We start from the raw sequence: 23610 nt of genomic DNA, 5'->3' as shown, positions 1-23610 counted from the left end.
CGGCGTATTGAGCCAGCTGTCGGGTCGCTTACTGAGTAGCGTCACAGCGCCGGCCGGGCCGAAGGGCGCCGGGCGGCGAGCGCGTCGCGCGTCTGCATGGCGGTGTAGGTGAGTTGCGCGGCCGCGAGACCGAGCGCGCCGTAAGTGCGCGTCAGGCCGAAAGCCGCGAATGCCTCGGGCACCGGCCGTTCGCCGGAGATGGCCGCCGCCAGCAATTCGCCCGAGACGGTGGTGGGCGCCATGCCGTGGCCGCCGAAGCCGACCGCGTACCAGATGCCGTCCGTATTGCGGCCGATTTGCGGCATCTTGTGCCGCGCGTAGCTCATCAGACCGCCCCAGGCGTGCTCGATCCGCACGTCGTGCAACTGCGGATAGACCTTCAGCAGATCACGCCGCAGGAGCCGCGCGATGTCGTCGGGAGCGCGGTCGCGTACCGAGATGCGGCCACCCCACAGGATGCGTGTGTCGGGCAACGGACGGTAATAGTCGAAGGCGAAGCGGGTGTCGTAGACGGCGGCGCGGGTGTCCATCGCGTCTTTCAGGCGGGCGCCGAGCGGCTCGGTGGCCATCACGTAAGTAGCGATTGGCAGCACCGCGCGTTCGACCTGCGCATAGACGTTGCGCGCATAGCCGCCACCGGCCATCACCACGTGGCGTGCTTCGAGCGCGCCCTGCGGCGTGTGCACCACGAAGCCGGCGCCGTCGCGCTGTAAGCGCACAACGGGCGACTTCTCGTGAATCTGCACGCCCGCGTTGGCCGCTGCGTCCGCGATACCGAGTACATATTTGAGCGGATGAAAGTGGAACGCGTTGCGCTCGAACAGGCCGCCGTGATAACGGTCGGTCTTCAATTGTGAAGCGAGCTCCGCGGGCGCCACGGGTTCCCACTCAACGCCGAACGAATCCCGCATCAAACGCCGCTGCGTGTCGAGCCTTGCAGGTTCGTCGAACCAGTTGGCGAGGATCACACCGGCATCGGTTACATCGCAATCGATGCGGTAGCACTGGATACGTTGCCTCATCAGATCGACGGCGTCGGTTGTCAGCGCATAGAGTTCGCGGGCGCGGGCCGGCCCGAGGGTTTTGAGCAGATCCGCGCAATCGAGGCTGTATCCGCCGAACACGAAACCGCCGTTGCGGCCGGAGGCGCCGAAGCCCACCTGCTCGGCTTCGAGCACGGCGACGTCGGTGACACCCCGCTCGGCGAGTCCCAATGCCGTGGATAAGCCCGCGAGGCCGCCGCCCATGATGCAGACGTTGACGCTGCGCCGGCCGGTTAGCGGCGCGTAAGCGGACGAGTGCCCGGCAGCGCGGGTGACAGTGGCTTCGTAAAAGCTTTGCATAGGGCTAAGGGTAGATCAGGACACCGGCAGCAGCTTGCCGCTGAACACCACCGGACCTGTAGGCGCATTGTGATCGGGCGAGCCGCCCGGCGCTTCGATCGAGACCGCCAGCGCCGCATAGCTCTCCGGCTTCTGCTGACCGGCCGTGACCTTGCCGTTGGCGCTGTCCGGCAGCATGCCGAGCGACACCGGATGGCCGTTGGCCGGGATGCCCCACAACTCCATCGCCCGGCCGGCCGGCAGGTCGACCTTGCCGAGCAGATGCAGCGTCATGGTGGAGCGCGCTTCGTCCCACGCGACCAGCATGACCGGATGCGCGTCTTTGTCGTTCAGCACCGCGACATGCGAGACGGCCGCTTCCGGCTGTTGCGCGACGGTCGGCGCAGTCGACGGCGTCACGCCCGACGGCAACAGCGAGCGCACGGCAACCACTGCCGCGATTATGGCGAACCCCGTCACGCCGATCGCCCAGCCGCGCCAGAACGCGAGGTTTTCGAAGATGCTGCCGGACGGACGCGCGGGTTTTTCGACCACGGTCCGCGGTCGTGCCGCCTCACGCGCAGCCTCACGCGCCGACGTCAGGCCGAGCCGCCGCTCGATAGCATCCCAGATAGCAGCCGGCGGCATACGCGGCTCGGCGAGTTCGGCTAGCGGCGAGATTCTCCGCTGCCATTCTTCGACAGCCTGACGAATCACCGTATCGTGATCCGCGTAGCGTTGGAAGCGTCGTCGGGCGCCGCCGCGCAGTGTGCCGAGCGCGTACTCGGCGGCCAGCATATCGACCAGTTGAGGATAGCGATGGAGATTCATCACTCACCTCCCAGGCAGGTCTTCAGCTTGGCAAGGCCGCGCCGGATCCAGGATTTGATGGTGCCAAGCGGCACCGTCAGCGCTTCAGCGATCTCGCTATGGCTCTGGTCACGCAGGTAGGCGAGAGCCACCGCCTGACGCTGCGCCGGTTCCAGCTGCTGCATGCAGCCGGCCAGCAGACGTGCCTGCAGGCTGACCGCGCTCAGTGCTTCGGGATCCGGATCGCCGGTTGCCACAAGATCGTCCAACGCATCGCTCCATTCGGTTTCCTGCTTGTTGATCCGCCGCAGGTGATCGAGAGCACGGTTCCGGACGATTGCCGACATCCACGTCATGGGGGCGGAGAGTGCCCGCCGATAGTCGCCCGCAAAGCGCCAGATGTTGACGAAGCTGTCCTGCAATACTTCCTCGGCCCACTCGTGCCTGCTCAATATACGGAGCGCAAGACCAAACAGTTTCGGAGCGACGAGATCATATAGCTCGCGTAGTGCCGAAGCATCCTCTTTGGCAATGCGTTCGAGCAACTCGGCGAGGGTTTCCGGCGTCAGTTCTCGAGGGTCGGCGGTCATGGAAAGTGGTGTGGTGAGCTTGCGGGCCTATGTTACTCAATTTCCTTCCGACCTTATATGTAGTTTTTCCCCCGTGTGCTGCATCCACTAGGCGTATGGCCGCGTATGTGGATGCAGGACCTCGGGGTTTGCGTCCGAGGGTTGCGCGTGGGCGCTTTTTTTTGCTTTGGACTGCTCCAGGTTGAGAGTTGAGCTTAGCTGCCCCAGCGCAATACCAGCGGATCGAGTCTTCGTGCGACTTTCAGCAAGCCTGCGCGTGTGGCCGGATGCATCGGCGGCAGCGGATGGCGCACTGCGTCCGAGCGAATCACGCCGCCTTCTTTCATCAAGGCCTTGCATGATGCGAGGCCGCCCTGGCGGTTTTCATAGTTGATGAGCGGCAGCCATTCCTGATAGTGGGCGGCGGCCGCTTCGGTGTCGCCCGCGGCATAGGCGTCGACGATCAGGCGGATGCCGTCCGCGTAGCCGCCGCCGGTCATCGAACCGGTTGCGCCCGCATCGAGATCGGCCATTAGCGTGATCGCTTCTTCGCCATCCCATGGACCTACCACGGCGTCGCCACCCAGTTCGATCAGCTCGCGCAGCTTGTTCGCCGCTTGCGGCACTTCGATCTTGAAGTACGACACGTTCTGCAGTTCACGCGCCATGCGGGCAAGAAACGGTGCGGATAACGCCGTGCCGCTGACCGGCGCGTCCTGGATCATGATCGGAATTCCGATTGCATCGGACACGGTGCGATAGAACTCATAGATACCGCGCTCGCCGATGCGGATCGTCGCGCCGTGATACGGCGGCATGATCATCACCATCGCGGCGCCCGCTGCCTGCGCGCTGCGGCTGCGTTCAGCACACTGGTACGAGCTGAAATGCGTGGTCGTGACGATCACCGGCACGCGGCCCGCAACGTGTTCGAGCACCACGTGCATCAGCGTATTGCGCTCGTCGTCGGACAGCGCGAACTGTTCGGAGAAGTTCGCCAGAATGCACAGGCCGTTGGAGCCCGCGTCGATCATGAAATCGATGCAGCGTTTCTGGCCTTCCAGGTCGAGACCGCCGGCCTCGTCGAAGATGGTCGGCGCGACGGGGAACACGCCGCGCATGGGAGCAGGGTTGTGGGTATGGGTCATGGTGATGTGCGTTGTGCCAAGGTGAGGTGACGACGTGATGAGGCGTGGGTGTTTGAATGTCTCCGTCGCTGACTATACGGCGGGGTGCGTGGCGGGTATATTGAATTGTTTCCATCTTGTGATCGCTTTTGCGACTCACCTTGCGATTCACCCCGCGGCTGCCCGGCAATTCATGAAAGACACCCTGAACGTCCTCCTGTCGAGACTGCGCATGAAGCAGCTGCAATTGCTGATCGCGCTCGACGATCATAAGTCGCTGCACAAAGCCGCCGGCGCGATGTCGATGACGCAATCGGCTGCCAGCAAGGCGTTGCAGGAGTTGGAGTCGATGCTCGAGGCGCCGCTTTTCGAGCGCTCGAAGAGCGGCATGATTCCGAACCAGCTCGGCCACTGCGTGATCCGCTACGCACGGCTCGTGGCGACGGACCTTACCGCGCTCTGCCAGGACGTCGCCGAGATACGCTCGGGGTGCGGCGGGCGGCTCGCGATCGGCGCGATCATGGGCGCGATTCCGGAGTGCGTCGTGCCGGCGCTGAACGATCTGCATGCCGGCCAGCCGGGCCTGTCGATCGAAGTGATGGAGGACACCAGCGCACGCATGCTGCTGCAACTCGACGAAGGCCGGCTCGATCTGGTGATCGGCCGTGCGGCGGTTGCCGCCGATCCGTCGAAATATCACTACCGTCCGCTTGGGGACGAGCCGTTATCCGTGGTGGTGGGTTACGGCCATCCGCCATTGCCAAGGAAAGAAGTGAAACTACGTGACCTTGCCGGCCATCGCTGGGTCATGTATCCGTCACATATGCCCTTGCATGCGTTGCTCGAACGGGAGATGGATCTGGCAGGACTTGAGATGCCAGACAACCCGATCTCGACTGCTTCCACTTTCGTGACAGTCGCATTACTGCAAAGTAGCGCCGATCTGGTTTCGTTGTTGCCAACCGCGATCGCGGAGTTGTTCGTGCGGCAGAAAATGTTGCGCTTCGTGCCGGTCAAACTAAAGTCGCCTTCACAAACCTTCGGGATTGTGACGCGCAAAGGCGGCGTGCTGTCGCCGCCGGCTGAGCAATTCATCGAGTTACTGCGGGGACGGACGATGGGGCAGGGGGAAGAGAGAGCGACGTCGGCGCAAAAAAACGCCTGAATCTGCTTTCTTCTGACGCTCGAAAGACCCCCAATATCGCATGGCGATCGGCGCTGCGCCATGCCCGGCGAAAAGGTGTTGCTGCGGCGACACTTTGGGGTAAATCCGAACCGATTGCATGCTCGCGTTCCGCGCTACACTTGATCGAAGGTGTGCCAGAATCAAGAGAATGGCGCACGCTCGGGGAGAGCAGCCATGAATCGGCCACTGATTCGGTTACCGCTTCGCGCGACAGGCACGGCGCCCGTCAGGAAGTGGCTTAAATGGGGGCTGGCAGTGGGCTTCGTGCTCGCGCTGGCTTTGGCGGCCCGCTTTGTCCAGGTCGAGATCGAAACGTCTCGACTGCAGGCGCGCTATCTCTCCGAACTCACGCGCGACGTGGGTTTCTCCGCCGAGAGCGGTCCAAGTCATTCCATCCGCTTCCCTCAAGCAGACAAAGGCCCCTACGACAGCCGCCTCGGCTACGCGTTGCTGCCGTCGTTCCAGAAGCGCCTGCTCGAACGCGGGTTTGAAATCAGCACACAGTCGCGTGATTCCGAGCGAATGCTGTCGCTGGCCGATAGCGGTCTATTTATTCCCTACGCCGAAAAAGACCAGGCGGGGTTGCAACTCTTCGACGGTACCGGCGCGCCGCTCTTTGGTGCACAGTATCCGGGCCGCGTTTATGACAGCTTCGATTCGATCCCGCCGCTGATCGTCAATTCGCTACTGTTTATCGAAGACCGCTATCTGCTCGATCCGGATCAGCCGAACCGCAATCCGGCGATCGATTGGGGGCGCTTTAGCCACGCGCTCGTCGACCAGGGCGCGCGCGTGTTCAACCGGCATCAGTCGACGCCCGGCGGCAGCACGCTCGCTACGCAGATCGAGAAGTTCCGCCACTCGGCGGGCGGGCGCACGGCAACGCCGCCGGAGAAATTGCGGCAAATCGCATCCGCCTCGGTCCGAGCCTATCTGAATGGTCCGCAGACCATGCCCGCGCGCCAGCAGATCGTCGTCCACTATCTCAACTCGGTGCCGCTTGCCGCGCAGCCGGGTATTGGTGAGATCAATGGCATCGGCGACGGTCTGGCCGCCTGGTACAGTCGCGATTTCAACGACATCAACCGCATTCTCAAAGCGCCGTCGACAGAAGAGAATCTCGCTGAGCAGGGCGTGGCGTTTCGCCAGGTGCTCTCGCTGATGATCGCGCAACGTGCGCCGTCGTATTTCCTGCATCACGGCTATGCCGAACTTGAACGTCTGACGGATAGTTATCTGCGCTTGCTGGCGAGCGGTGGTGTTATTTCGAACCCGCTGCGCGATGCCGCGTTGTCCGCGCAAGTGGATCTGCGCCGCGCACCGGAAAAAACGCACAACGCCGACTCGTTCGTGTCGCGCAAGGCTGTGACGTCGATGCGTTCGCACCTGTTGGCGGCGCTCGGCATTCCGAGTTTCTATGAACTCGACCGGCTGGACATGCAGGCAACGGGCACGCTCAACAACGCCGTGCAGCAGGCCGTGAGTGAACGTCTTGCCGCCGCCGCGACGCGCGACGGTGCAAAAGCCGCCGGGCTCGTCGGCTATGAAATGCTGCGCGCCTCCGACGATCCATCGAGAATCGCCTATAGCTTTACGCTGTTCGAACGGCGTGACGGCGCGAACCTGGTGCGGGTGCAAACCGATAGCGTGAACCAGCCATTCGACATCAATTCTGGTGCGCGACTGAATCTCGGTTCGACCGCGAAAATGCGTACCGTGGTGACGTATTTGCAGATCGTCTCGGAGCTGCATGCGCGTTATGCCCCGCTGAGCACAGCGGAGCTGAAAGCCGTGAAGTACGATCCGAACGATCAGCTCACGCGCTGGGCGCTGGACTATCTTGCGCATACCTCGAACCGCTCGCTGCAAGCCATGCTCGACGCGGCGGTGGAACGCAAATACTCGGCAAGTCCAGGCGAAACGTTTTACACGGGCGGTGGCGCGCAGACTTTCAACAACTTCGAATCGGACGACAACAGCCGCATTCTCACCGTGCACCGTGCATTCCAGCATTCGGTGAATCTGGTGTTCGTGCGGCTGATGCGCGATATCGTCCACTACGAGATGGTACAAACCACCGGACCGTCGGCGCAATGGCTGGGCGATCCTGCGATCCGCAAGATGTATCTCACGCGTTTCGCCGATCAGGAAAGCCGCGTGTATATGAATCGTTTCTACACGAAATACCACGGCAAGGCGCCCGAGCAGCAGTTGGCCTTGCTGCTGCTAGGTGTGCGCAAATCGCCGCCCAAAGTAGCGACGGTGTTGCGCAGTGTCGCGCCGGATGAATCGAATGCGTGGTTCAACGCGAAGATGCGTGCGGCGCTGAAGAACACGCCGGCTGCCTCCATCCTGGACGACGAGGACCTCGCGAACCTGTACGACAAATATGCAATCGACCGCTTCAATCTGAACGATCGCGGCTACATTTCGAGCGTGCATCCGTTGGAACTGTGGACGCTCAACTATCTGCGCGCCCATCCCGACGCGACGCTCGACCAGATACAGAATGCGAGCCGCGACGTGCGTCTGTCGACCTATTCGTGGCTCTTCAAGACCCGTTATCACGCTACTCAGGATCGCCGCATCAAGCGGATGGTCGAACTGCGCGCCTACGATGCGATCGGTAAATCGTGGCAGGCGCTCGGCTATCCGTTCGCGACGCTCACGCCGTCGTATGCGGCGGCGATCGGCGCATCCGGTGACCGGCCGGCTGCGCTCGCGCAACTGATAGGCGTGATTGCCAACAACGGCAACAAGGTGCCGACCGAAAGTCTCACGCAACTCGACTTCGCGAAAAACACGCCGTACGAAACGCATTTCCAGCGCGCGGCAGTGGCGCCGCAGCAGCAGTTGTCGCCGGAGATCGCCGGGGTGGTCAGAGGGCTGTTGCGTGATGTCGTATTAGGCGGTACGGCTAAGCGTCTCGCGCAGGGCATGACGTTCCCCGATGGTCAAACACTCGAAATTTACGGCAAGACCGGCACCGGCGATCAGCGCTTCAATGTGTGGGCCAAAGGCGCACGCCTGATCGAGTCGCGCAAGGTGAACCGCAGCGCAACCTTCGTGTTTGTGATGGGAGACCGTTTCTACGGCACGCTGACCGCCTGGGTGCATGAGCCGTATGCGGCGCATTACGAGTTCACGAGTGCGCTCTCGGTGCAGTTGCTGAAGTCGCTGGCGCCGGTGCTGCAGCCCTTGCTGCAAAATCCGCCGGCTAAAACGGCTGCGATAGCGAAAGTGGCCGCGCAATGAGCAAGGGCGCCTAATAGCCGGCGTCCGTCGCCGGCTTAAGGAAAAGCTCGTGCACCGGCGCGAAATGCGCGTACAGCGGCAGAATTGCGCCGCCCATCGCTCGCGCGTCGGCGCCGATGGTGCCTTCCAGTAGTTGCGGACGTACCATACCTTCCCATTCAAAACGATCGAGTACGCGCTCGGTTCGGCGGATGATTTCGCGAACCAGTTGCCGGTCGAGTTCGCCGTCGATCACCACCGCTTCCAGGTCGAGCAAGGCTGCCGCATTGGTCAATGCATTGGCGATCGCAGGACACGCCGTGTCGAGCCATTGTTCGGTCTGCCGCCACAGTTCGGGCGACAACGCGCGATGATCGTGCGCGGCGGCGGGCGGCACGCCTGCATCGCTCAATAGCCGTTCCAGAACGAAACCCGATGCTGCATGTAGCAGTTGCCGCGCCGGTTTGCGCGCGCTGCCGTCCCGCAGCGGTATCGAGCCGACCGCACCAGCATTGTCGTGTGGCCCGGCATGCAAACGGCCGTCGATCACCAGGCCGCCGCCGATAAACGTACCGACGAACAGATAGAGAAAATTGTGAATTCCGCGGCCCTGGCCCATCACGAGTTCGGCCGCGCAGGCGGCAGTGGTGTCTTTAGCGAACTCGACGGGCAAGCCCGTCATCGTCGCGATGCGACTACGCAAGTCGATCTCGTGCCACGCTTCCAGCGCGTCCTGCGGCGCGCCGAGAAAGTCGCGCCAGCCGCCGAGCCACAACGGCGCCGCCACGCCCACGCCAACCACTTTGTTCGCCTTTGCGCCGAGCGTCTGATTCACACGCGCCAGTTTGCTTTCGAGCGCGGGAAATAGTGTGCGCGGATCGGGATAGGCATAGTCGAATACATCGCGGCACACCACGTGGCCCGCGAAATCCATCGCCAGCACGTCGAGGCTGCGTCTGCCCACCTTGATGCCGATGGTGTACGCGCCATCCGCACGCAGTGCGATCGGCACCGACGGTTGACCGATGCGGCCGCGCACGCGCGCCTGCTTTTCGAGCAGGCCGTCGTCGATCAGACGGTCGACGATCATCGAGACGGTCTGCATCGACAGACGCGTGAGACGGCCCACATCGGCTTTCGGCAGCGGCCCATGCAACCGGATCGCCTGCAGGACGATCCGTTCGTTGAACTGCCGCATGCCGACCTGGTTCGAGCCGACCGTGCGTTTGAGAGGCGAACGTGTACCGGTGGTGTCCATCGTCGTGTGCCCCTCAGCGGGATGCGTGCATCATGCAATCGCCTTGACGTCCGCCTGCTTCGCGCCCGTCATGATCGCCACGGCCTCCGACATGTGGATGTCTTTGGTATTGACCACCGCGGCACGCCTGCCGAGCCGCTGGATATGAATACGATCCGCGACTTCGAACACATGCGGCATGTTGTGGCTGATCAGGATCACCGGCAGGCCGCGATCACGCACGCGGCGGATCAATTCGAGCACCATGTTGCCTTCCTTGACGCCGAGTGCGGCGGTGGGCTCGTCGAGAATCACCACGTGCCGCGCGAACGCCGCGCTGCGCGCGACAGCCACGCCCTGACGCTGTCCGCCGGACAAGGTTTCGACCGCCTGGCGCATCGAGCGGATGCCGATCTGCAGATCCTTCATGTGCGCGGTGGCTTCGTCGAGCATGCGGCGCTTGTCGATCATCTTGAAGATCGAACCGCGCCAGCCCGGTTTGACGAGCTCACGGGCGAGAAACAGGTTTTCGGCGATGCTCATGGCGGGCGCCACCGCGAGTTCCTGGTACACGGTTTCGATGCCTTGAGCGCGCGCATCCAGCGGGCTGCGGAATTTGACCGGCTTGCCGTCGAGCAGGATTTCGCCTTCATCGGGGATGGTGGCGCCGGACAGCGCCTTGATCAACGACGATTTGCCCGCGCCGTTGTCGCCGATCACGGCGAGGATCTCGCCGGGCAGCACTTCGAAATCGCAGCCGTCGAGCGCGGTGACGTTGCCGTAGCGTTTGATGAGTCCGCGCGCCTGCAGAACGGGCATCACGGCAGAAGCGGAAGTAGGTGTCGACATGACAGGTTCCTTTGGGCGTTCAACCGCGACGATGGGAAAGTTTGTCCGCGGCAACCGCGAGAATCACCAGCATGCCGGTGATCAACACCTGGTAGACCGAAGAGACACCGATTAGCGTCAGGCCATTACGAAACACGCCGACGATCAGCGCGCCGAGCAGCGTTCCGCTAATCGAGCCACGTCCGCCGAATAGACTCGTACCACCCAGCACCACCGCCGTAATACTGTCGAGGTTCTCGGTTTGCCCCGCCTGCGGATCGCCGACCCCGGTGCGCGAGACAGACAACAGCGCGGCGATGCCATAAATCGCACCGGCCAGCGTATACACGGTGAGCAGGATCTTTTGCGACGAGAGGCCCATCAGGCGCGCGGCTTCGGGGTTATTGCCGAGCGCGTACAGATGCCGGCCGGGCACGGTGTCACGCAAGACGAACCACGTCGCGCCATACATCAGCAACGTCAGCACCGTGCCGTAGGTGACATCCGCGGGGCCGAGTTTGAACGTGTTGCCGAGGAACATGATCGCGTCCGGCAGGTTCGAGACGCTCTCCGCGTTCGAATAGATCTGCGTGAGCGCGAATGCGATGTTCAGCGTACCGAGCGTGACGATGAAGGCGGGCAGTTTGATCCGCGTGATCAGCACGCCGTTGAGCGCGCCGAACAACGCGCTCGCGGCGATGCCGCACAGAATCGCGAGAACGGGCGGCACGCCGAGCGTGACCGCGAATTTGGTCATGATGATCGAGCCGAACGCCATCACCATCCCGCACGACAGATCGATCCCGCCTGTCAGCACGATCAGCGTCTGGCCGATGGCGATGACGGCGACCACCATCGTCTGCTGCAGGATCAGCGAGAGGTTCTGGAACGACAGGAAGCGGTTGCTCTGCGAAATGAAGAAGCCGCAGGCCAGCAGCAGGGCGATCAGCGGTCCGATTTCAGCGAGCGACGGCAAACGGTCGGTGAAGGTGCGCGGGTGGCCGGCAGGCGCGGAAGGTGTCGACATGATAGGTGTCCTCGATGCATGAACGTGGCGGGCAGGCCACGTGGCAAATACGGAGACCGGCCATCTGGTGGGCCGCCGATCCGCGGTGTACCCCGCGGCCGTCGGTTCAGTGGCTGGCAATCCGTGAGCGGCCCGCGAAGTGGGCCGCCATTCAGTGCGCGTTACTTGTTGCCCCAGCAGTTGTCGAGGCCGTACTTTGTATCCTTGCTGTCGACGCCGGACATCGGCTTGTCGGTGATCAGCGTCACGCCCGTGTCCTGATAGCCGGAGACTTTCTTGCCGGTCTTCGCATACTCGACACCCGCCGTCACGCCGAGCGAGGCCATCTTCAGCGGATACTGCTGCGAGGTCGCGGCAATCGCACCGGCCTTCACATTGCGGACACCTTCGCAGCCGCCGTCGATGGAAACGATCATCACGCTCTTGTCCTTGCCCGCTGCCTTGAGCGCGCGATACGCACCCGCTGCAGCCGGTTCGTTGATCGTGTAGACCACGTTGATATCCGGCGATTTCTGCAGGCAATTTTCCATCGCCGTCTGGCCCTTCGACTGATCACCGCGCGTGTCCTGGCTGCAGACGATCGACGGATCGCCTTCCTTCACGCCGAAGCCTTCCAGGAAGCCGTTGTGGCGCAGCACGCCGACCGAGACGCCGGGCGCGAGATCGAGCGTGGCGATCTTCGCGGGCTTGCCGTTCATGGCGGCTTTCGCGTACTTGCCGATCAGCACGCCGGCTTTGAAGTTGTCGGTGGCGAAGAGGGCGTCCGTGGCGTCTTGCGGATCGGTCGGCGTGTCGAGCGCGACCACCATCACACCGGCGGCGCGCGCTTTCTTGATGCTCGGCACGATCGCCTTGGTGTCGCTCGGCGTGATCAGAATCGCTTTCGCGCCGGCCGTCATCATGTTTTCGATGGCGGTGACCTGGCTCGCGTTGTCGCCGTCGAACTTGCCGGCGGCGGTGAGCAGTTTGGCGCCGTCTTTCGATGCCGCTGCTTCAGCGCCCTGTTTCATCTTCACGAAGAACGGGTTGGTGTCGGTCTTGGTGATGAGGCCGACGACAGGCTGGTCGGCCGCCTGGCTCGCGCTCGCACACCACACGGCCGATGCCGCGACGCACATCGACACGATTTTCCTGGCGACAGGATGCCTGCGGGAATTCAGATTCATGGGACGCTCCTCCGGTTATTGGTCACGACGTTGTGAACTGCGGGTGATTGCACACGCGAACGCTGCGCGCTTGCCGCCTGCTTGCGATCTGGTTTCGAACCTGATGCGATTCCGTGGCTGTCCGAAATCGATCGCTTAAATCACTTTAGTTGATTTAGTAGAGCAGGCGGAGGGAAGAGAGTCAAGGAAACGCACGAGGAGGAGGTCGACGCGGCAAAGCCGTCGCCAAGGCTACGGGCCTTACGTGACGTGGCTTTGCGGGAGTGATGCGATGCAAGATCAAGCGCCGGTACTTCGGGAAAGTCCTGGCTCGATTGAAAGCTGATTGAAATACTAATTGATGCGTTGCGACGGTTTTGACTGTCGTCGCGAAGGTATTAAGTGGCGGCTAAAAGCAGCGATTCTCAGCGGCGAAGAACGGCAAACCTGATCCACGCCGTGAGAATCGTAGCAAGCGTACCCGCAGGAACTCACCCTCGGGGCGCGAGCCTTTGACGCTTCGTTTCGAGTTGCGTGACGACACGCTGCAGGATCCGTTCAGCCGGCCCCGGCGTCGTCACGAACTTGCAGCCGATCACGAAGCGGAGATCGCCCTTCGGCGTAGTCAATTGCCGCGGCGCGACGATTTCCAGATCGAGGAGAAGCGTGCCGAAGCTACCGAGTTGCAGCGTGACGTCGCGCAATACGGTGCCGCTTTCAAGCGAGCCGAAACGCGTATCGGCAGTGTTCAACGCCACGCCACCCAATGAAAGATCCTGCAGTTCGAGCCTGAACGAACCGCCGTCCACATACGGCCCGCTAGCGATATACGGATCCAGCACGGGCGTTTGCACGCGGAAGAATTCGCGGCGCTGAACGTAATACAGGAGCGAAGGGAAAGCGGCCTTGAAAGCCGGGCGTCCTTCGAACATGATCGGGTCTGCGTTAAGCGTCGTGAACTCCGTGCGAATGCCGCCCGGCAAACTGCGAAAGATCAACTGGCGGGCAGACGGCAGCGCGTAATTGTCCAGCTGCGTACTGCCGGCGTCGAAGATAAAGCGCGCATTGCGCGAATCGACCTCGAGTATCTGCGTCACGATCTGGCGGCCGTTGAATTCCACCGTCACGAAGTCCTGTCCGGCCATCAGCTTGCGAAGACAAACTGCGATTTGCAAGGGATGGCGCTGCGCGAAGGTCGAGTCTGCGTCGGTGGTCTGTTCGGCGAGATCGGCGTCCAGCAGAAGAGCGGCATTCATTTGAGTATCCATGCTTGTTATGGCCTTGGCCTGGCCGGTTGGGGAGCGCGGGCGGCATGTAAGTCATGCCGGCGCTCAGCCTTTTCCTGCTTTATTGCAGGGACCGTGCCAACTGCATGGATGGACTGATTGAAACGGTGTTTTTGCCGTGGAACCGCTTGATACGGGCGTTTGCGGACGGCGGCCCGGGAGGTGGGGACGACCGTAGCCAGGGTTCGCTACGTAACGTCCCCGATGTTGTTACGGCCACGTTACCTCGGGCGCGGCACCCCAGTCGACGCGCGCACAACCAGTTTCGGCGCCGAGGAAATCCGCATCGGCACGCTTGCCGCTGGTTGATGACCTGCTTGCCCATACGACGATTCGATCAACTCGCGCAGCAGCGACACCGCCAGGTCGGCGACTTCGACAGTCGGCACGGCGACTGTGGTCAACGCGGGCCGCGATTCGCGCGCCAGTTGAATATCGGTAATGCCGATCACGGACAGATCACCCGGCACGTTCAGGCCAAGATCGGCGGCGGCGTGCATCGCGCCGAGCGCCGGCAGATCGTTGGTCGCGAAGATCGCGGTGAGTTTCGGATCGGCTTCCAGCAGCGCCCGCGCCGCGGCGTAGCCGCCTTGTATCGTATCGGGCGCATGCTTGACCTTTCCTTTCGGCGCGCCGGCCGAATGCAGCGCATCGACAAAACCTTCGTAACGGGCGGCGTGAATACCTGAAGCCTTGCTGCCGACAATCGCGCCGATCCGCCGATGCCCGAGCGTCAGCAGATGCGTGCCGGCCAATTCGCCTGCCAGACGAAAATCGACCGCGACACATGGCAGCCCCGGCGGCTCATTGGGCCGTTCCCACATGCACAGGACAACGGGCGTGCCGCGTGATTCGGTCGTATGAAGGTCTGCAAAGTCCAGGTTCGCATTGGTGACGAGCACACCTTCGGAAAGCGTCCCCGCGATCTGGTCGAGATAGGCTCGCCCGGTCAGTGGATCTTCGTTCGTATTGCAGATGATCACGAAGTGGCCGCTGCTGCGCGCCGCGTGTTCGACCGCGAGCGCGAACTCCGGATAGAACGGATTGGCAATGCTCGACACCATCAACGCCAGCGTCGGCGCGCGGCCCTCGGCGAGCGCGCGGGCGGCCAGATGCGGGCGGTAGCCGAGCGCGTCGACGGCGTCCAGCACCCGCTGCCGGGTGCTCGCGCCGACCCGGCCGCGATTGCGCAGCACGTTCGACACCGTGGCAGGGGTGACGCCGGCGTGACGCGCAACTTCGCTAAGGGTTGTCATAATGCTTATTCAATATTTGGGATGGGTGTCCGACATTTGCATCACAGCCCAAGGCGCGGCACCATTTGCCGCACAGACAAAACGATATCGGAGACAGGTAAGGCCCCAGCGATCGGTAGCGATCGATTTTTTTCGGCCCTGCTGATTAAGCGCTTAATCTCCGACGTCGAGCCGATTAAATCACGGAGTCGATGCGATGGCGAGCATTTCGTTGAGAGGCGTGCAGAAGGCGTATGGCGACGGCGCGCTAGTGATCCGCGATGTCGATCTGGAAATAGGCGAGAACGAGTTCTGCGTGTTTCTCGGTCCGTCCGGCTGCGGTAAATCCACCTTGCTGCGGATGATCGCCGGCCTCGAAGACGTGACCGACGGCGACCTGTCGATCGCCGGCCGCCTCGTCAACGACGTCCCGGCGGCGCAACGCGGTGTGGCGATGGTGTTCCAGAGCTATGCGCTGTTTCCGCATATGACCGTGTTCGAGAACATGGCCTTCGGCCTCAAGCTCGCTAAAACCCCCAGGGACGAAATCGACCGCAAGGTGCGGGAAGCCGCGCGCATCCTGCAACTTGAGGCGCTGCTCGAGCGCCGGCCCAAAGCACTGTCCGGCGGCCAGCGGCAACGTGTGGCGATTGGCCGGGCCATCGTGCGCGAGCCGGGCGTGTTTCTGTTCGACGAGCCGCTCTCCAATCTCGACGCGACGCTGCGCGGCCAGACCCGCATCGAAATCGCGCGACTGCATAAGCAGTTCGCCAAAGCCAGCGTGGTGTATGTCACGCACGACCAGATCGAAGCGATGACGCTCGCCGACAAGATCGTGCTGCTGCATGCGGGTAAGGACACCGAGCGCTACGGCAGCATCGCGCAGATCGGCGCGCCGCTCGAGTTGTATCACCGGCCAAAGAGCCGCTTCGTCGCCGGTTTCATCGGTTCGCCGCGGATGAATTTTTTGCCGGGGCGGGTGGCGTCGATTGATCCGCAAGGCGTGGTTGTTACGCTCGATCACACTGATGAAAACGTGCGCGTGCCCGTCAGCGGCGATGGACTCAAGGCGGCGCAACCGGTCACGCTCGGCGTGCGTCCGGAACACCTCGAATTCATCGACGCGACAGCTTCTGGCAACCCACAGGACGCCGTTCTGAGCCGCACCGTATCCCTCGTCGAACAGCTCGGCGAGCACAGCTATGTCCACCTCGATCAGCCCGGCGGCGCCACGCTGATCGCCAAGGCGCCCGGCGACACACGCCTCGCGCCGGGCGACCGCGCCAGCTTGCGCGTCCCCAGCCGCGCCTGCCATTTGTTTACCGAAGACGGCTTTGCCGCCGCTTCGCTCGAATCCGTCGAACACTACGCATAGAGGACATTCGGATGCGCCTTGGAGTCTGTTATTACCCGGAACACTGGCCGGAGTCGATGTGGGAAGACGACGCTCGCCGGATGAAAGCACTCGGCATCGAGCAGGTGCGTATCGCCGAATTTGCGTGGAGCCGGATGGAGCCAACGCCTGGCGAGTACGACTGGGGCTGGCTCGATCGCGCGGTCGATGTACTCGGCGCGGCCGGTTTGCAAGTTGTCATGTGCACCCCCACCGCGACGCCGCCCAAGTGGCTGATCGACCGTCATCCGGACATTCTGCCGATCGGTGCCGATGGTCGTCCGCGCGCCTTCGGCTCACGCCGTCATTACGATTTCTCATCGCCTTCGTATTTCACCGCGTCGCAGCGAATCTGTACGGCAGTTGCGGAGCGTTACGGCAAGCACCCGGCCGTTGCCTACTGGCAGACCGATAACGAATTCGGCTGCCATCACACGGTGGTCAGCTATTCGCCGGCGGCAGTGGGGCGCTTTCGCGAGTGGCTCAAGACGCGCTATCAAACGATCGATGCGCTGAACCGTGCTTGGGGCACGGTGTTCTGGAGCATGGAGTACCGCAGCTTCGACGAGATCGACGCGCCGGTGGCGACCGTCACCGAAGCGCATCCGTCGCACCGGCTCGATTACCGGCGCTTCGCCTCCGACGAAGTGGCGCGCTACAACCGCATGCAGGTCGAGATTATCCGTGCGCATTCGCCGGGGCGGCCGGTCGCGCACAACTTCATGCAGCTCTTTACCGAGTTCGATCATTACAAGGTGTCGGCCGATCTCGACATTGCCGCATGGGACAGCTATCCGCTCGGCGCGCTCGAAGAGCAGTGGTTTGCACCGGACGTGAAAGCGCGCTGGTTGCGCAGCGGGCATCCCGACTTCGCGTCATTCAATCATGACGTGTACCGCGGTATGTCGAAGCTGCCGTTCTGGGTGATGGAGCAGCAGCCGGGCCCGGTGAACTGGGCGCAGTGGAATCCGGCACCGCTGCCCGGCATGGTGCGGCTGTGGAGCTGGGAGGCGTTTGCGCACGGTGCGGGTTGCGTGTCGTATTTCCGCTGGCGCCAGGCGCCGTTTGCGCAGGAGCAGATGCACGCTGGTTTGAATACGCCCGACAACCGGCTCGATGTGGGCGGCAACGAAGCGGCGCAGGTTGCCGACGAAATTCGCGCGGTGCTCGCCGCGAACGCCGACGCCAACGCAGCGATCCGCTCGAAGGTTGCGCTCGTCTACGACTACGAAGCGAAGTGGCTCTTCGAGATTCATCCGCAGGGCGCGGACTTTCACTATCCGCGTTTCGCATTCGAGTATTACTCGGCGCTGCGCGCGCTCGGACTGGATGTCGATATCGTGCCGGTCGATGCAGCCCTCGACGGCTATCGTTTGATCGTCGTGCCGCCGCTGCCGGTTGTGCCTGCGGATTTCGCCGCCCGGCTGGCGAGCTCGGGTGCGCAGGTCGTGCTGGGTCCTCGCACCGGTTCGAAGACGGCGGACGTGCAGATTCCGGCGAACCTGCCGCCGGGTGCGCTCGCTTCTGTGTTGCCGCTGCGTGTGTGGCGTGTCGAATCGATGCGGCCGAATGTGACCGAAGCTGTGGTGCTCGTGGATAACCAGAACTCGAGCGCGGTGGACGGCGTGGCGCGCCACTGGCGTGATTTCATCGACAGCGATACAGCGGATTCGCTCGACGTGCGTGCCCGTTTCGCTGACGGTCATTCTGCTTATGTGAAAAGCGGCGCGTTTCATTACTTCGCGAGCCTGTTTGACGATGCGCTGACGGTCCGCCTTCTGAAGCAGATCGCTGAAGAAGCGGGCGTCGAAACGACATCGCTCGGCGACACCGTGCGCTTTAGCCGTCGCGGCGCGCTGACCTACGTGTTGAACTACGGCGACCAGACGCACACGCTGGCCAATGTCGCCGACGACGCTTTCGTGATCGGCTCACGCGATATCGAACCGCAGGGTGTGGCCGTCTATCGATCGGGCAAATGATCTCATGTGCTGAACGAAGGATTCCATGCAGTAACAACAACGACGCAAAATCAAGGCTTAAAGGAGACAGCAACATGGCACTGAAACCTCGCAAGATTCTGCTGGCACTTGCGCTGGCCGCGGCCGCCGCAGGCGTGTCCGTCGTCAGCACGGCGCAGGCCGGCACGCTCGCGGTCAACATCGCATTCAAGGGCGCAAGTCAACGCGCCGTCTGGCAGTCGATCATCGACGACTTCAAGAAAACGCATCCGGGTACGGACGTGAAGGTGTCGTTCGTCGATGAAGAAGCCTACAAAGTTCAGTTGCCCGGTTGGCTCTCCACCGTCGCGCCCGATATCGTGAACTGGCATGACGGCGAGCGGATGGCGTATTACGCGCAGCGCGGCCTGTTCGAGGATTTGAGCGGCGACTGGGCGAAGAACGGCTGGAACGACATGTATGCTTCGACGAAGGAAGCGTCGTCGTATAAGGGTAAGCAGTACGCGGCACCGACCGTCTATTACTCGTGGGGCATGTTCTATCGCAAGGACCTGTTCCAGAAGGTCGGCATTACCGGCGAACCGAAAACGTGGGACCAGTTTCTCGACGACTGCAAGAAGCTGAAAGCGGCAGGCATTACGCCGATTGCCGTGGCGGGACGTGATTCATGGACGCTCGCCGGCTGGTTCGATTATCTCGACCTGCGCCTGAACGGCAACGCGTTCCATCAGAAACTGATGGCGGGCGATATCGCGTACACCGATCCGCGAGTGAAGAAGGTCTACACGACGTGGAAGCAACTGATCGACGCCGGCTATTTCATCGACAATTCGCTTTCCTACGATCTGGATGCGGTGCAGCCGTTCCTGTTCCAGGGCAAGGCCGCGATGATGCTGATGGGCACCTTTATCACGGGTGGCTTCCCGCCGAACGTCAAGCCGGAAATGGGCTACTTCCAGTTCCCGATCATCGACGCGAACGTGCCGACCGCCGAAGACGGTCCGGTTGAATCGCTGCATATTCCGTCGAAGGCGAAGAACAAGGCGGATGCGCATGCGTTCCTTGCATTCGTCCAGACACCGGAAAATGGCGCGAAGCTGGCGGCCGGGCTCGGCTCGCTGTCGGCGAACAGCAAATCGCCGGAACCTGAGGATCCGATTTCGAAGATCGGCTTCCAGATTCTCGCGAATACGAAGGGCGGCATTGCGCAGTTCTACGATCGCGACATGACGAAGGAAATGGCCGATGAAGGGATGAAGGGGATGCAGCAATTCATCTCCGATCCTTCGAAGCTCGACGAGGTGCTCGCGCAACTCGAGCAGACGCGTAAGCGGATCTATAAGAAGTGAGCGGTAGCGGCTCGGTCGTAGGTTCTGGCTTGGGCCGCTACTTGTTGCATCAGATTGGCAACTATGTTGCATGGGACCAGAGTACGGCACTAAAGCGCCCACGCTGGTCGACAGCTTTGCATGGGACCAGAGTAACGCGCCAAAGCGCGAACCTTGGTCGACAGCTTTGCATGGGACCAGAGTAACGCGCTAAAGCGCGAACTCTGGTCGACAGGAGATTGATTGTGTCGCATTCCGTCACCCGTCACACCGTCGGCGGCCCTGCCGAACCGGGCGGTCCTGGCTTGCCCGGTTCGGGCGTGCCGGCCTCGGGCGGTGCATTGCGCGGCGGGCCGCCTGGCGCGGCGCGCCGGCGCCGTCCGTCGCCGACCGCGCGTCGGCAGCGGCGAGCCGCTTTCCTGTTTCTCGCGCCGGCCTGCGTGATGGTGGCGATCTACGTCGTGTGGCCGATCATTTCGACCATGCGCCTGAGTTTTTTCAACTGGGATGGGATGACTGACCCATCCTTCGTCGGCCTCGCAAACTACATCGAGTTGTTCCATACGCCGACGTTCTACACGGCGCTGAAGAACAACCTCATCTGGCTGCTGCTGTTCCTGCTTGCGCCGCCGATGGGGCTCGCCGTCGCGCTCTATCTGAACCAGGCCGTGGCCGGCATCCGCATCGTCAAATCGCTGTTCTTCGCGCCGTTCGTGCTGTCGGGCGTGGTGGTTGGCCTGATCTTTTCGTGGTTCTACGACCCGACCTTCGGCTTGCTTGCAGTGATTCTCGGGCACGGCGTGCCGGTACTCGGCGACCCGCGGTACGCGACCCTCGGGATCGTGTTCGCCGCGCTGTGGCCGCAAACCGCGTATTGCATGATTCTTTATCTAACCGGTCTGACGTCGCTGAACGCCGAGCAGATCGAGGCGGCGCGCATGGAAGGCGCGCGCGGCTGGTCGATGTTGTGGCACGTGATCCTGCCGCAATTGCGGCCGACCACGTTTATGGCAATCGTCGTCACGGTGATCGGCGCGTTGCGCAGCTTCGATCTGATTTCGGTGATGACAAGCGGCGGACCGTTCGAAAGTTCGACCGTGCTCGCGTACTACATGTACGACCAGGCGATCAAGTACTACCGCATCGGCTACTCCGCGGCGGTGGCAGTTGTGCTGTTCGCCATCATGCTGGTGTACATCGTCTATCACCTGCGCCGCATGCTGCGCACCGAGCAATAAGGAGCCGATCATGTTTCCAATCCCGATCGACAAATGGAAGCCGGTGACGCGCCGCGCGTACAAACTGACCTTGCCGCTCGCGCTGCTGATCTGGTTGCTGCCGATGATCGCGGTGCTCGTGACGTCGGTGCGCTCGACGGAAGAATTGAGCGAAGGCAACTATTGGGGCTGGCCAAAGCACTTCGCGATGTTCGATAACTATCGCGAGGCATTGACGACTTCGCCGATGCTGCATTACTTCTGGAACAGCGTGCTGATTACAGTGCCGGCTGTGGTGGGTTCGATTGCGCTTGCGGCGATGGCGGGATTCGCGCTGGCTATTTATCGGTTTCGCGGAAATTCGACCTTGTTTGCGACCTTTGTTGCGGGCAATTTCGTGCCGGTGCAGGTGTTGATGATTCCGGTGCGGGATCTGTCCTTGCAGCTCGGTCTGTTCAATACGGTGAGCGCACTGATTCTGTTCCATGTGTCGTTTCAGACTGGATTTTGTGCGCTGTTTCTGCGGAACTTCATCAAGCAGTTGCCGTTTGAACTGGTCGAGGCGGCGCGGATCGAGGGCGCCAATGAGTGGACTGTGTTCTTCAAGATCGTATTGCCGTTGATTCGTCCCGCGCTGGCGGCGCTGGCGATTCTCGTGTTCACGTTCGTGTGGAATGACTACTTCTGGGCGCTGTGTCTGACGCAAGGTGACGATGCTGCGCCGATTACCGTAGGTGTCGCGGCGTTGAAAGGGCAGTGGACCACGGCGTGGAATCTGGTTTCGGCGGGGTCGATTCTTGCCGCGTTGCCGTCGGTCGCGATGTTCTTTGCAATGCAGAAGCATTTCGTGGCGGGGCTGACGTTTGGGGCGACGAAGGGGTGAAGTTGGCGTTGGTAGAAACTCAACGCACAATCTTCTTCGGGCTAGCTCACATTGAAATGTACGCGGATGTCCTGTCGGCTTTCGACCGGATGTCCCGCTTGCATCGCCGGAAAGAACCGCCATTTACGGAGCGTTTCGAGCAGGATTTGATTGAGGCGCGGATTGGAGGTCGGCTTGATGAGTTCGACATCGACCGAGCCGTCAACGTGAATGGCGAAACGAGCGATCGCGACGGTTTGATACGCCTGGTCACGTAAATCATCAGGGAGTTCCGGCAACGGTTGAGCAATGGCGCGCGCGGTTGCGTCGCCGGACGACGTGGCCGATGGCGTGGCGTTTGCTCTTTCTTCGGAAGAGGGACCGGCAGCACGAGCGGGCGGTTCGGCTGCTGGCTTTGGCTCTTGAGCCGTTGGCGCCGACTGCGCGGGCGTAGCGCTCTGTGTCGATCGCACATCCGGCTTCGATGGGACAGGTGGTGTCGTGCGTGCTTGTGCTGGCACGTGAGGGCGCGGATCGGCCGGATGTTGTGGCTTTGCCGGTGCGATCGGAGCCGCAGAAGGATTCGCAACCGGAGCCTTCGGCGGATCGAGTTCTACCACCCGCATCTCGAGTGGCTTATCAGGCACACGTACAGACGGCGACGTACCCAACCAACTCCCCAACTGAAACAGAAAACCGATCCACACGACTAGCGCGACCAGGATCGCTAGCGCAATCCGCATCCGCGGAGAATCGTCCACAGTGGCCGTGAGGCGCATCCGGCTACTCACGACGCACGGCGATCAAAAACCGCTCAGCGCCCGCGCGGCGCGCGGCCAGCATCGCCTGAACGACCACGCCGTGGCCCGCTGCATCGTCAGCGGCGATCACAACATTGCCGTCCGCTTGCAGCAGGCGTTTTACCGTCGGTTCGACCTGATCGAGATGAACGGACTGATGGTTCACGAATACCTCATTGCTACTGTCCACCGAAATAGTCAGCGGTTCATGTGCCGCCATCTTTTGCGCGCTGCCGGCAGGGAGATTGACCTTGAGTGCATCGAGCCGCTGCATCGCAAGCGATGCGAGCATGAAGGTCGCCAGCAGAAAGAACATCACATCGATCATCGGAATGATTTCGATGCGACCGCGCTTAGCCGCGCGCGAGCGCTTGAACTTCACGGCTGCGCTCCCACGGACGTGTCAGCAACGGCAAGGCGGATTTCGCTGAGCCGCGCATTCGCGAACGACTCGAGTTCATCCATGAGTCGTTCGAGCCGGCGGGAAAAATAGTTGAACGCAAAGAGCGCGAACAACGCGACGACGAGACCGATCGCGGTTGCCACCAACGACTGTGCCACGCCGCCGGTCACGCCACCTGGATCGACGAGACCATCGCCACCGAACAACTGGAACGAATGCATCATGCCGACGATGGTGCCCAACAGACCCAACAGAGGCGCCGCCGTCACGATGGTTTCCAGCACCCAGAAACCTTTGCTCATGTCGCGTTCGATTTGCGCGGCGACCGATTGCGCTTTCGCCTCGCGTAGCCACAGCGGTACAGAAGGATCAGGCGCCCACGGCGCGCTCATCCGTCTGAACGCGTTCTGACTGGAGACATCCTTCAATCTGCCGGCCCAATCAAGGGCTGAACCGGCCGCCGCAATCTCGTGTGTGCCACGCAGCGTGCCCGACAACCGGCCAAAACGCAGAAAGACATAGGCCCGGTCGAGGGCAATGGCGACGGCCAGAATAGCGAGTATCGTCAGCGGATAGATGACCCATCCACCTACGCGTACTGCCGCTAGAACGCTTGTCCAATCTTGCATGCTCTACCTCT

At 62.1% G+C, this 23610-nt stretch carries 20 protein-coding genes; 7 read left to right on the top strand and 13 right to left on the bottom strand.

Annotated elements, in window-relative coordinates:
• Positions 1-41: 41 nt before the first annotated feature.
• The 4 genes from M0D68_RS16050 to M0D68_RS16035 form a co-directional block, all read right to left on the bottom strand.
• Positions 42-1343, bottom strand: coding sequence for an FAD-binding oxidoreductase (locus M0D68_RS16050; RefSeq protein ID WP_266224821.1), 1302 nt, complete (start codon positions 1341-1343; stop codon positions 42-44).
• A gap of 15 nt (positions 1344-1358) precedes the next feature.
• A complete protein-coding gene (locus tag M0D68_RS16045) occupies positions 1359-2153 on the bottom strand; it encodes an anti-sigma factor (protein ID WP_266224819.1) in 795 nt (264 codons plus the stop codon).
• Positions 2153-2722, bottom strand: coding sequence for an RNA polymerase sigma factor (locus M0D68_RS16040; protein ID WP_211700481.1), 570 nt, complete (start codon positions 2720-2722; stop codon positions 2153-2155). The genes M0D68_RS16045 and M0D68_RS16040 overlap by 1 nt, the downstream gene beginning before the upstream one ends.
• 194 nt (positions 2723-2916) lie before the next feature.
• Positions 2917-3849 carry a dihydrodipicolinate synthase family protein gene (locus M0D68_RS16035; RefSeq protein ID WP_093645343.1) on the bottom strand — a complete coding sequence of 311 codons (933 nt, stop codon included), beginning with the start codon at positions 3847-3849 and terminating at the stop codon, positions 2917-2919.
• 172 nt (positions 3850-4021) lie between these two features.
• Here M0D68_RS16035 and M0D68_RS16030 point away from each other — a divergent pair, with 172 nt between their 5' ends.
• Positions 4022-4993, top strand: coding sequence for a LysR family transcriptional regulator (locus M0D68_RS16030; RefSeq protein ID WP_200618288.1), 972 nt, complete (start codon positions 4022-4024; stop codon positions 4991-4993).
• Between the two features lie 195 nt (positions 4994-5188).
• Positions 5189-8269: a transglycosylase domain-containing protein gene (locus M0D68_RS16025; protein ID WP_266224817.1), complete on the top strand. Its 3081-nt coding sequence runs from the start codon at positions 5189-5191 to the stop codon at positions 8267-8269.
• Positions 8270-8279: 10 nt separating this feature from the next.
• Here M0D68_RS16025 and M0D68_RS16020 read toward each other — a convergent pair whose 3' ends face one another.
• The 6 genes from M0D68_RS16020 to M0D68_RS15995 all read right to left on the bottom strand — a co-directional run bounded on the left by M0D68_RS16020 (position 8280) and on the right by M0D68_RS15995 (position 15027).
• A complete protein-coding gene (locus M0D68_RS16020; protein WP_093645348.1) occupies positions 8280-9506 on the bottom strand; it encodes an ROK family transcriptional regulator in 1227 nt (408 codons plus the stop codon).
• Between the two features lie 30 nt (positions 9507-9536).
• The gene (locus M0D68_RS16015; protein ID WP_093645350.1) at positions 9537-10334 is read right to left on the bottom strand and encodes an ATP-binding cassette domain-containing protein; all 798 of its coding nucleotides are present in this window, start codon (positions 10332-10334) and stop codon (positions 9537-9539) included.
• Positions 10335-10353: 19 nt separating this feature from the next.
• Entirely contained in the window at positions 10354-11340 is a 987-nt protein-coding gene (locus M0D68_RS16010) for an ABC transporter permease (RefSeq protein WP_093645352.1), read from the bottom strand.
• Positions 11341-11501: 161 nt separating this feature from the next.
• Positions 11502-12506 carry a sugar ABC transporter substrate-binding protein gene (locus M0D68_RS16005; RefSeq protein ID WP_054039031.1) on the bottom strand — a complete coding sequence of 335 codons (1005 nt, stop codon included), beginning with the start codon at positions 12504-12506 and terminating at the stop codon, positions 11502-11504.
• A gap of 470 nt (positions 12507-12976) precedes the next feature.
• Complete coding sequence (locus tag M0D68_RS16000; RefSeq protein ID WP_266224815.1) at positions 12977-13741, bottom strand: flagellar brake protein; 765 nt, start codon at positions 13739-13741, stop codon at positions 12977-12979.
• A 251-nt stretch (positions 13742-13992) separates the two neighbouring features.
• Positions 13993-15027 (bottom strand): LacI family DNA-binding transcriptional regulator, encoded by a 1035-nt coding sequence (locus tag M0D68_RS15995; RefSeq protein WP_093645358.1) that lies wholly within the window; start codon positions 15025-15027, stop codon positions 13993-13995.
• A gap of 196 nt (positions 15028-15223) precedes the next feature.
• On the opposite strand from M0D68_RS15995, the gene M0D68_RS15990 reads away from it, so the two are divergent.
• The 5 genes from M0D68_RS15990 (at position 15224) to M0D68_RS15970 (ending at position 21788) form a co-directional block, all read left to right on the top strand.
• Positions 15224-16381 carry an ABC transporter ATP-binding protein gene (locus tag M0D68_RS15990; RefSeq protein ID WP_266224813.1) on the top strand — a complete coding sequence of 386 codons (1158 nt, stop codon included), beginning with the start codon at positions 15224-15226 and terminating at the stop codon, positions 16379-16381.
• An 11-nt stretch (positions 16382-16392) separates the two neighbouring features.
• A complete protein-coding gene (locus tag M0D68_RS15985) occupies positions 16393-18381 on the top strand; it encodes a beta-galactosidase (RefSeq protein WP_266224811.1) in 1989 nt (662 codons plus the stop codon).
• A 74-nt stretch (positions 18382-18455) separates the two neighbouring features.
• Entirely contained in the window at positions 18456-19709 is a 1254-nt protein-coding gene (locus M0D68_RS15980) for an ABC transporter substrate-binding protein (protein WP_093645364.1), read from the top strand.
• A gap of 224 nt (positions 19710-19933) precedes the next feature.
• Positions 19934-20926, top strand: a complete 993-nt coding sequence (locus M0D68_RS15975) for a carbohydrate ABC transporter permease (RefSeq protein ID WP_208620745.1) — start codon at positions 19934-19936, stop codon at positions 20924-20926.
• Between the two features lie 10 nt (positions 20927-20936).
• Entirely contained in the window at positions 20937-21788 is an 852-nt protein-coding gene (locus M0D68_RS15970; protein ID WP_054039020.1) for a carbohydrate ABC transporter permease, read from the top strand.
• A gap of 41 nt (positions 21789-21829) precedes the next feature.
• Here M0D68_RS15970 and M0D68_RS15965 read toward each other — a convergent pair whose 3' ends face one another.
• From M0D68_RS15965 to M0D68_RS15955, 3 genes are all read right to left on the bottom strand, one after another.
• A complete protein-coding gene (locus tag M0D68_RS15965; RefSeq protein WP_266224810.1) occupies positions 21830-22474 on the bottom strand; it encodes an energy transducer TonB in 645 nt (214 codons plus the stop codon).
• 76 nt (positions 22475-22550) lie between these two features.
• Positions 22551-22949: a biopolymer transporter ExbD gene (locus M0D68_RS15960; protein WP_200618296.1), complete on the bottom strand. Its 399-nt coding sequence runs from the start codon at positions 22947-22949 to the stop codon at positions 22551-22553.
• Positions 22946-23599, bottom strand: coding sequence for a MotA/TolQ/ExbB proton channel family protein (locus tag M0D68_RS15955; RefSeq protein WP_200618297.1), 654 nt, complete (start codon positions 23597-23599; stop codon positions 22946-22948). The genes M0D68_RS15960 and M0D68_RS15955 overlap by 4 nt, the downstream gene beginning before the upstream one ends.
• Positions 23600-23610: the final 11 nt, after the last annotated feature.

The organism is Paraburkholderia sp. SEWSISQ10-3 4 (genome assembly GCF_030464785.1).
GTDB classification, from domain to species: domain Bacteria; phylum Pseudomonadota; class Gammaproteobacteria; order Burkholderiales; family Burkholderiaceae; genus Paraburkholderia; species Paraburkholderia aspalathi.
This window is presented reverse-complemented; position numbering and strand designations above follow the sequence as displayed.

Bases quoted from the DNA above. Each gene is read 5' to 3' on its own strand.
- M0D68_RS16050 (WP_266224821.1), bottom strand. From the start codon at position 1,343: ATGCAAAGCTTTTACGAAGCCACTGTCACCCGCGCTGCCGGGCACTCG.
- M0D68_RS16045 (WP_266224819.1), bottom strand. From the start codon at position 2,153: ATGAATCTCCATCGCTATCCTCAACTGGTCGATATGCTGGCCGCCGAG.
- M0D68_RS16040 (WP_211700481.1), bottom strand. From the start codon at position 2,722: ATGACCGCCGACCCTCGAGAACTGACGCCGGAAACCCTCGCCGAGTTG.
- M0D68_RS16035 (WP_093645343.1), bottom strand. From the start codon at position 3,849: ATGACCCATACCCACAACCCTGCTCCCATGCGCGGCGTGTTCCCCGTC.
- M0D68_RS16030 (WP_200618288.1), top strand. From the start codon at position 4,022: ATGAAAGACACCCTGAACGTCCTCCTGTCGAGACTGCGCATGAAGCAG.
- M0D68_RS16025 (WP_266224817.1), top strand. From the start codon at position 5,189: ATGAATCGGCCACTGATTCGGTTACCGCTTCGCGCGACAGGCACGGCG.
- M0D68_RS16020 (WP_093645348.1), bottom strand. From the start codon at position 9,506: ATGGACACCACCGGTACACGTTCGCCTCTCAAACGCACGGTCGGCTCG.
- M0D68_RS16015 (WP_093645350.1), bottom strand. From the start codon at position 10,334: ATGTCGACACCTACTTCCGCTTCTGCCGTGATGCCCGTTCTGCAGGCG.
- M0D68_RS16010 (WP_093645352.1), bottom strand. From the start codon at position 11,340: ATGTCGACACCTTCCGCGCCTGCCGGCCACCCGCGCACCTTCACCGAC.
- M0D68_RS16005 (WP_054039031.1), bottom strand. From the start codon at position 12,506: ATGAATCTGAATTCCCGCAGGCATCCTGTCGCCAGGAAAATCGTGTCG.
- M0D68_RS16000 (WP_266224815.1), bottom strand. From the start codon at position 13,741: ATGAATGCCGCTCTTCTGCTGGACGCCGATCTCGCCGAACAGACCACC.
- M0D68_RS15995 (WP_093645358.1), bottom strand. From the start codon at position 15,027: ATGACAACCCTTAGCGAAGTTGCGCGTCACGCCGGCGTCACCCCTGCC.
- M0D68_RS15990 (WP_266224813.1), top strand. From the start codon at position 15,224: ATGGCGAGCATTTCGTTGAGAGGCGTGCAGAAGGCGTATGGCGACGGC.
- M0D68_RS15985 (WP_266224811.1), top strand. From the start codon at position 16,393: ATGCGCCTTGGAGTCTGTTATTACCCGGAACACTGGCCGGAGTCGATG.
- M0D68_RS15980 (WP_093645364.1), top strand. From the start codon at position 18,456: ATGGCACTGAAACCTCGCAAGATTCTGCTGGCACTTGCGCTGGCCGCG.
- M0D68_RS15970 (WP_054039020.1), top strand. From the start codon at position 20,937: ATGTTTCCAATCCCGATCGACAAATGGAAGCCGGTGACGCGCCGCGCG.
- M0D68_RS15955 (WP_200618297.1), bottom strand. From the start codon at position 23,599: ATGCAAGATTGGACAAGCGTTCTAGCGGCAGTACGCGTAGGTGGATGG.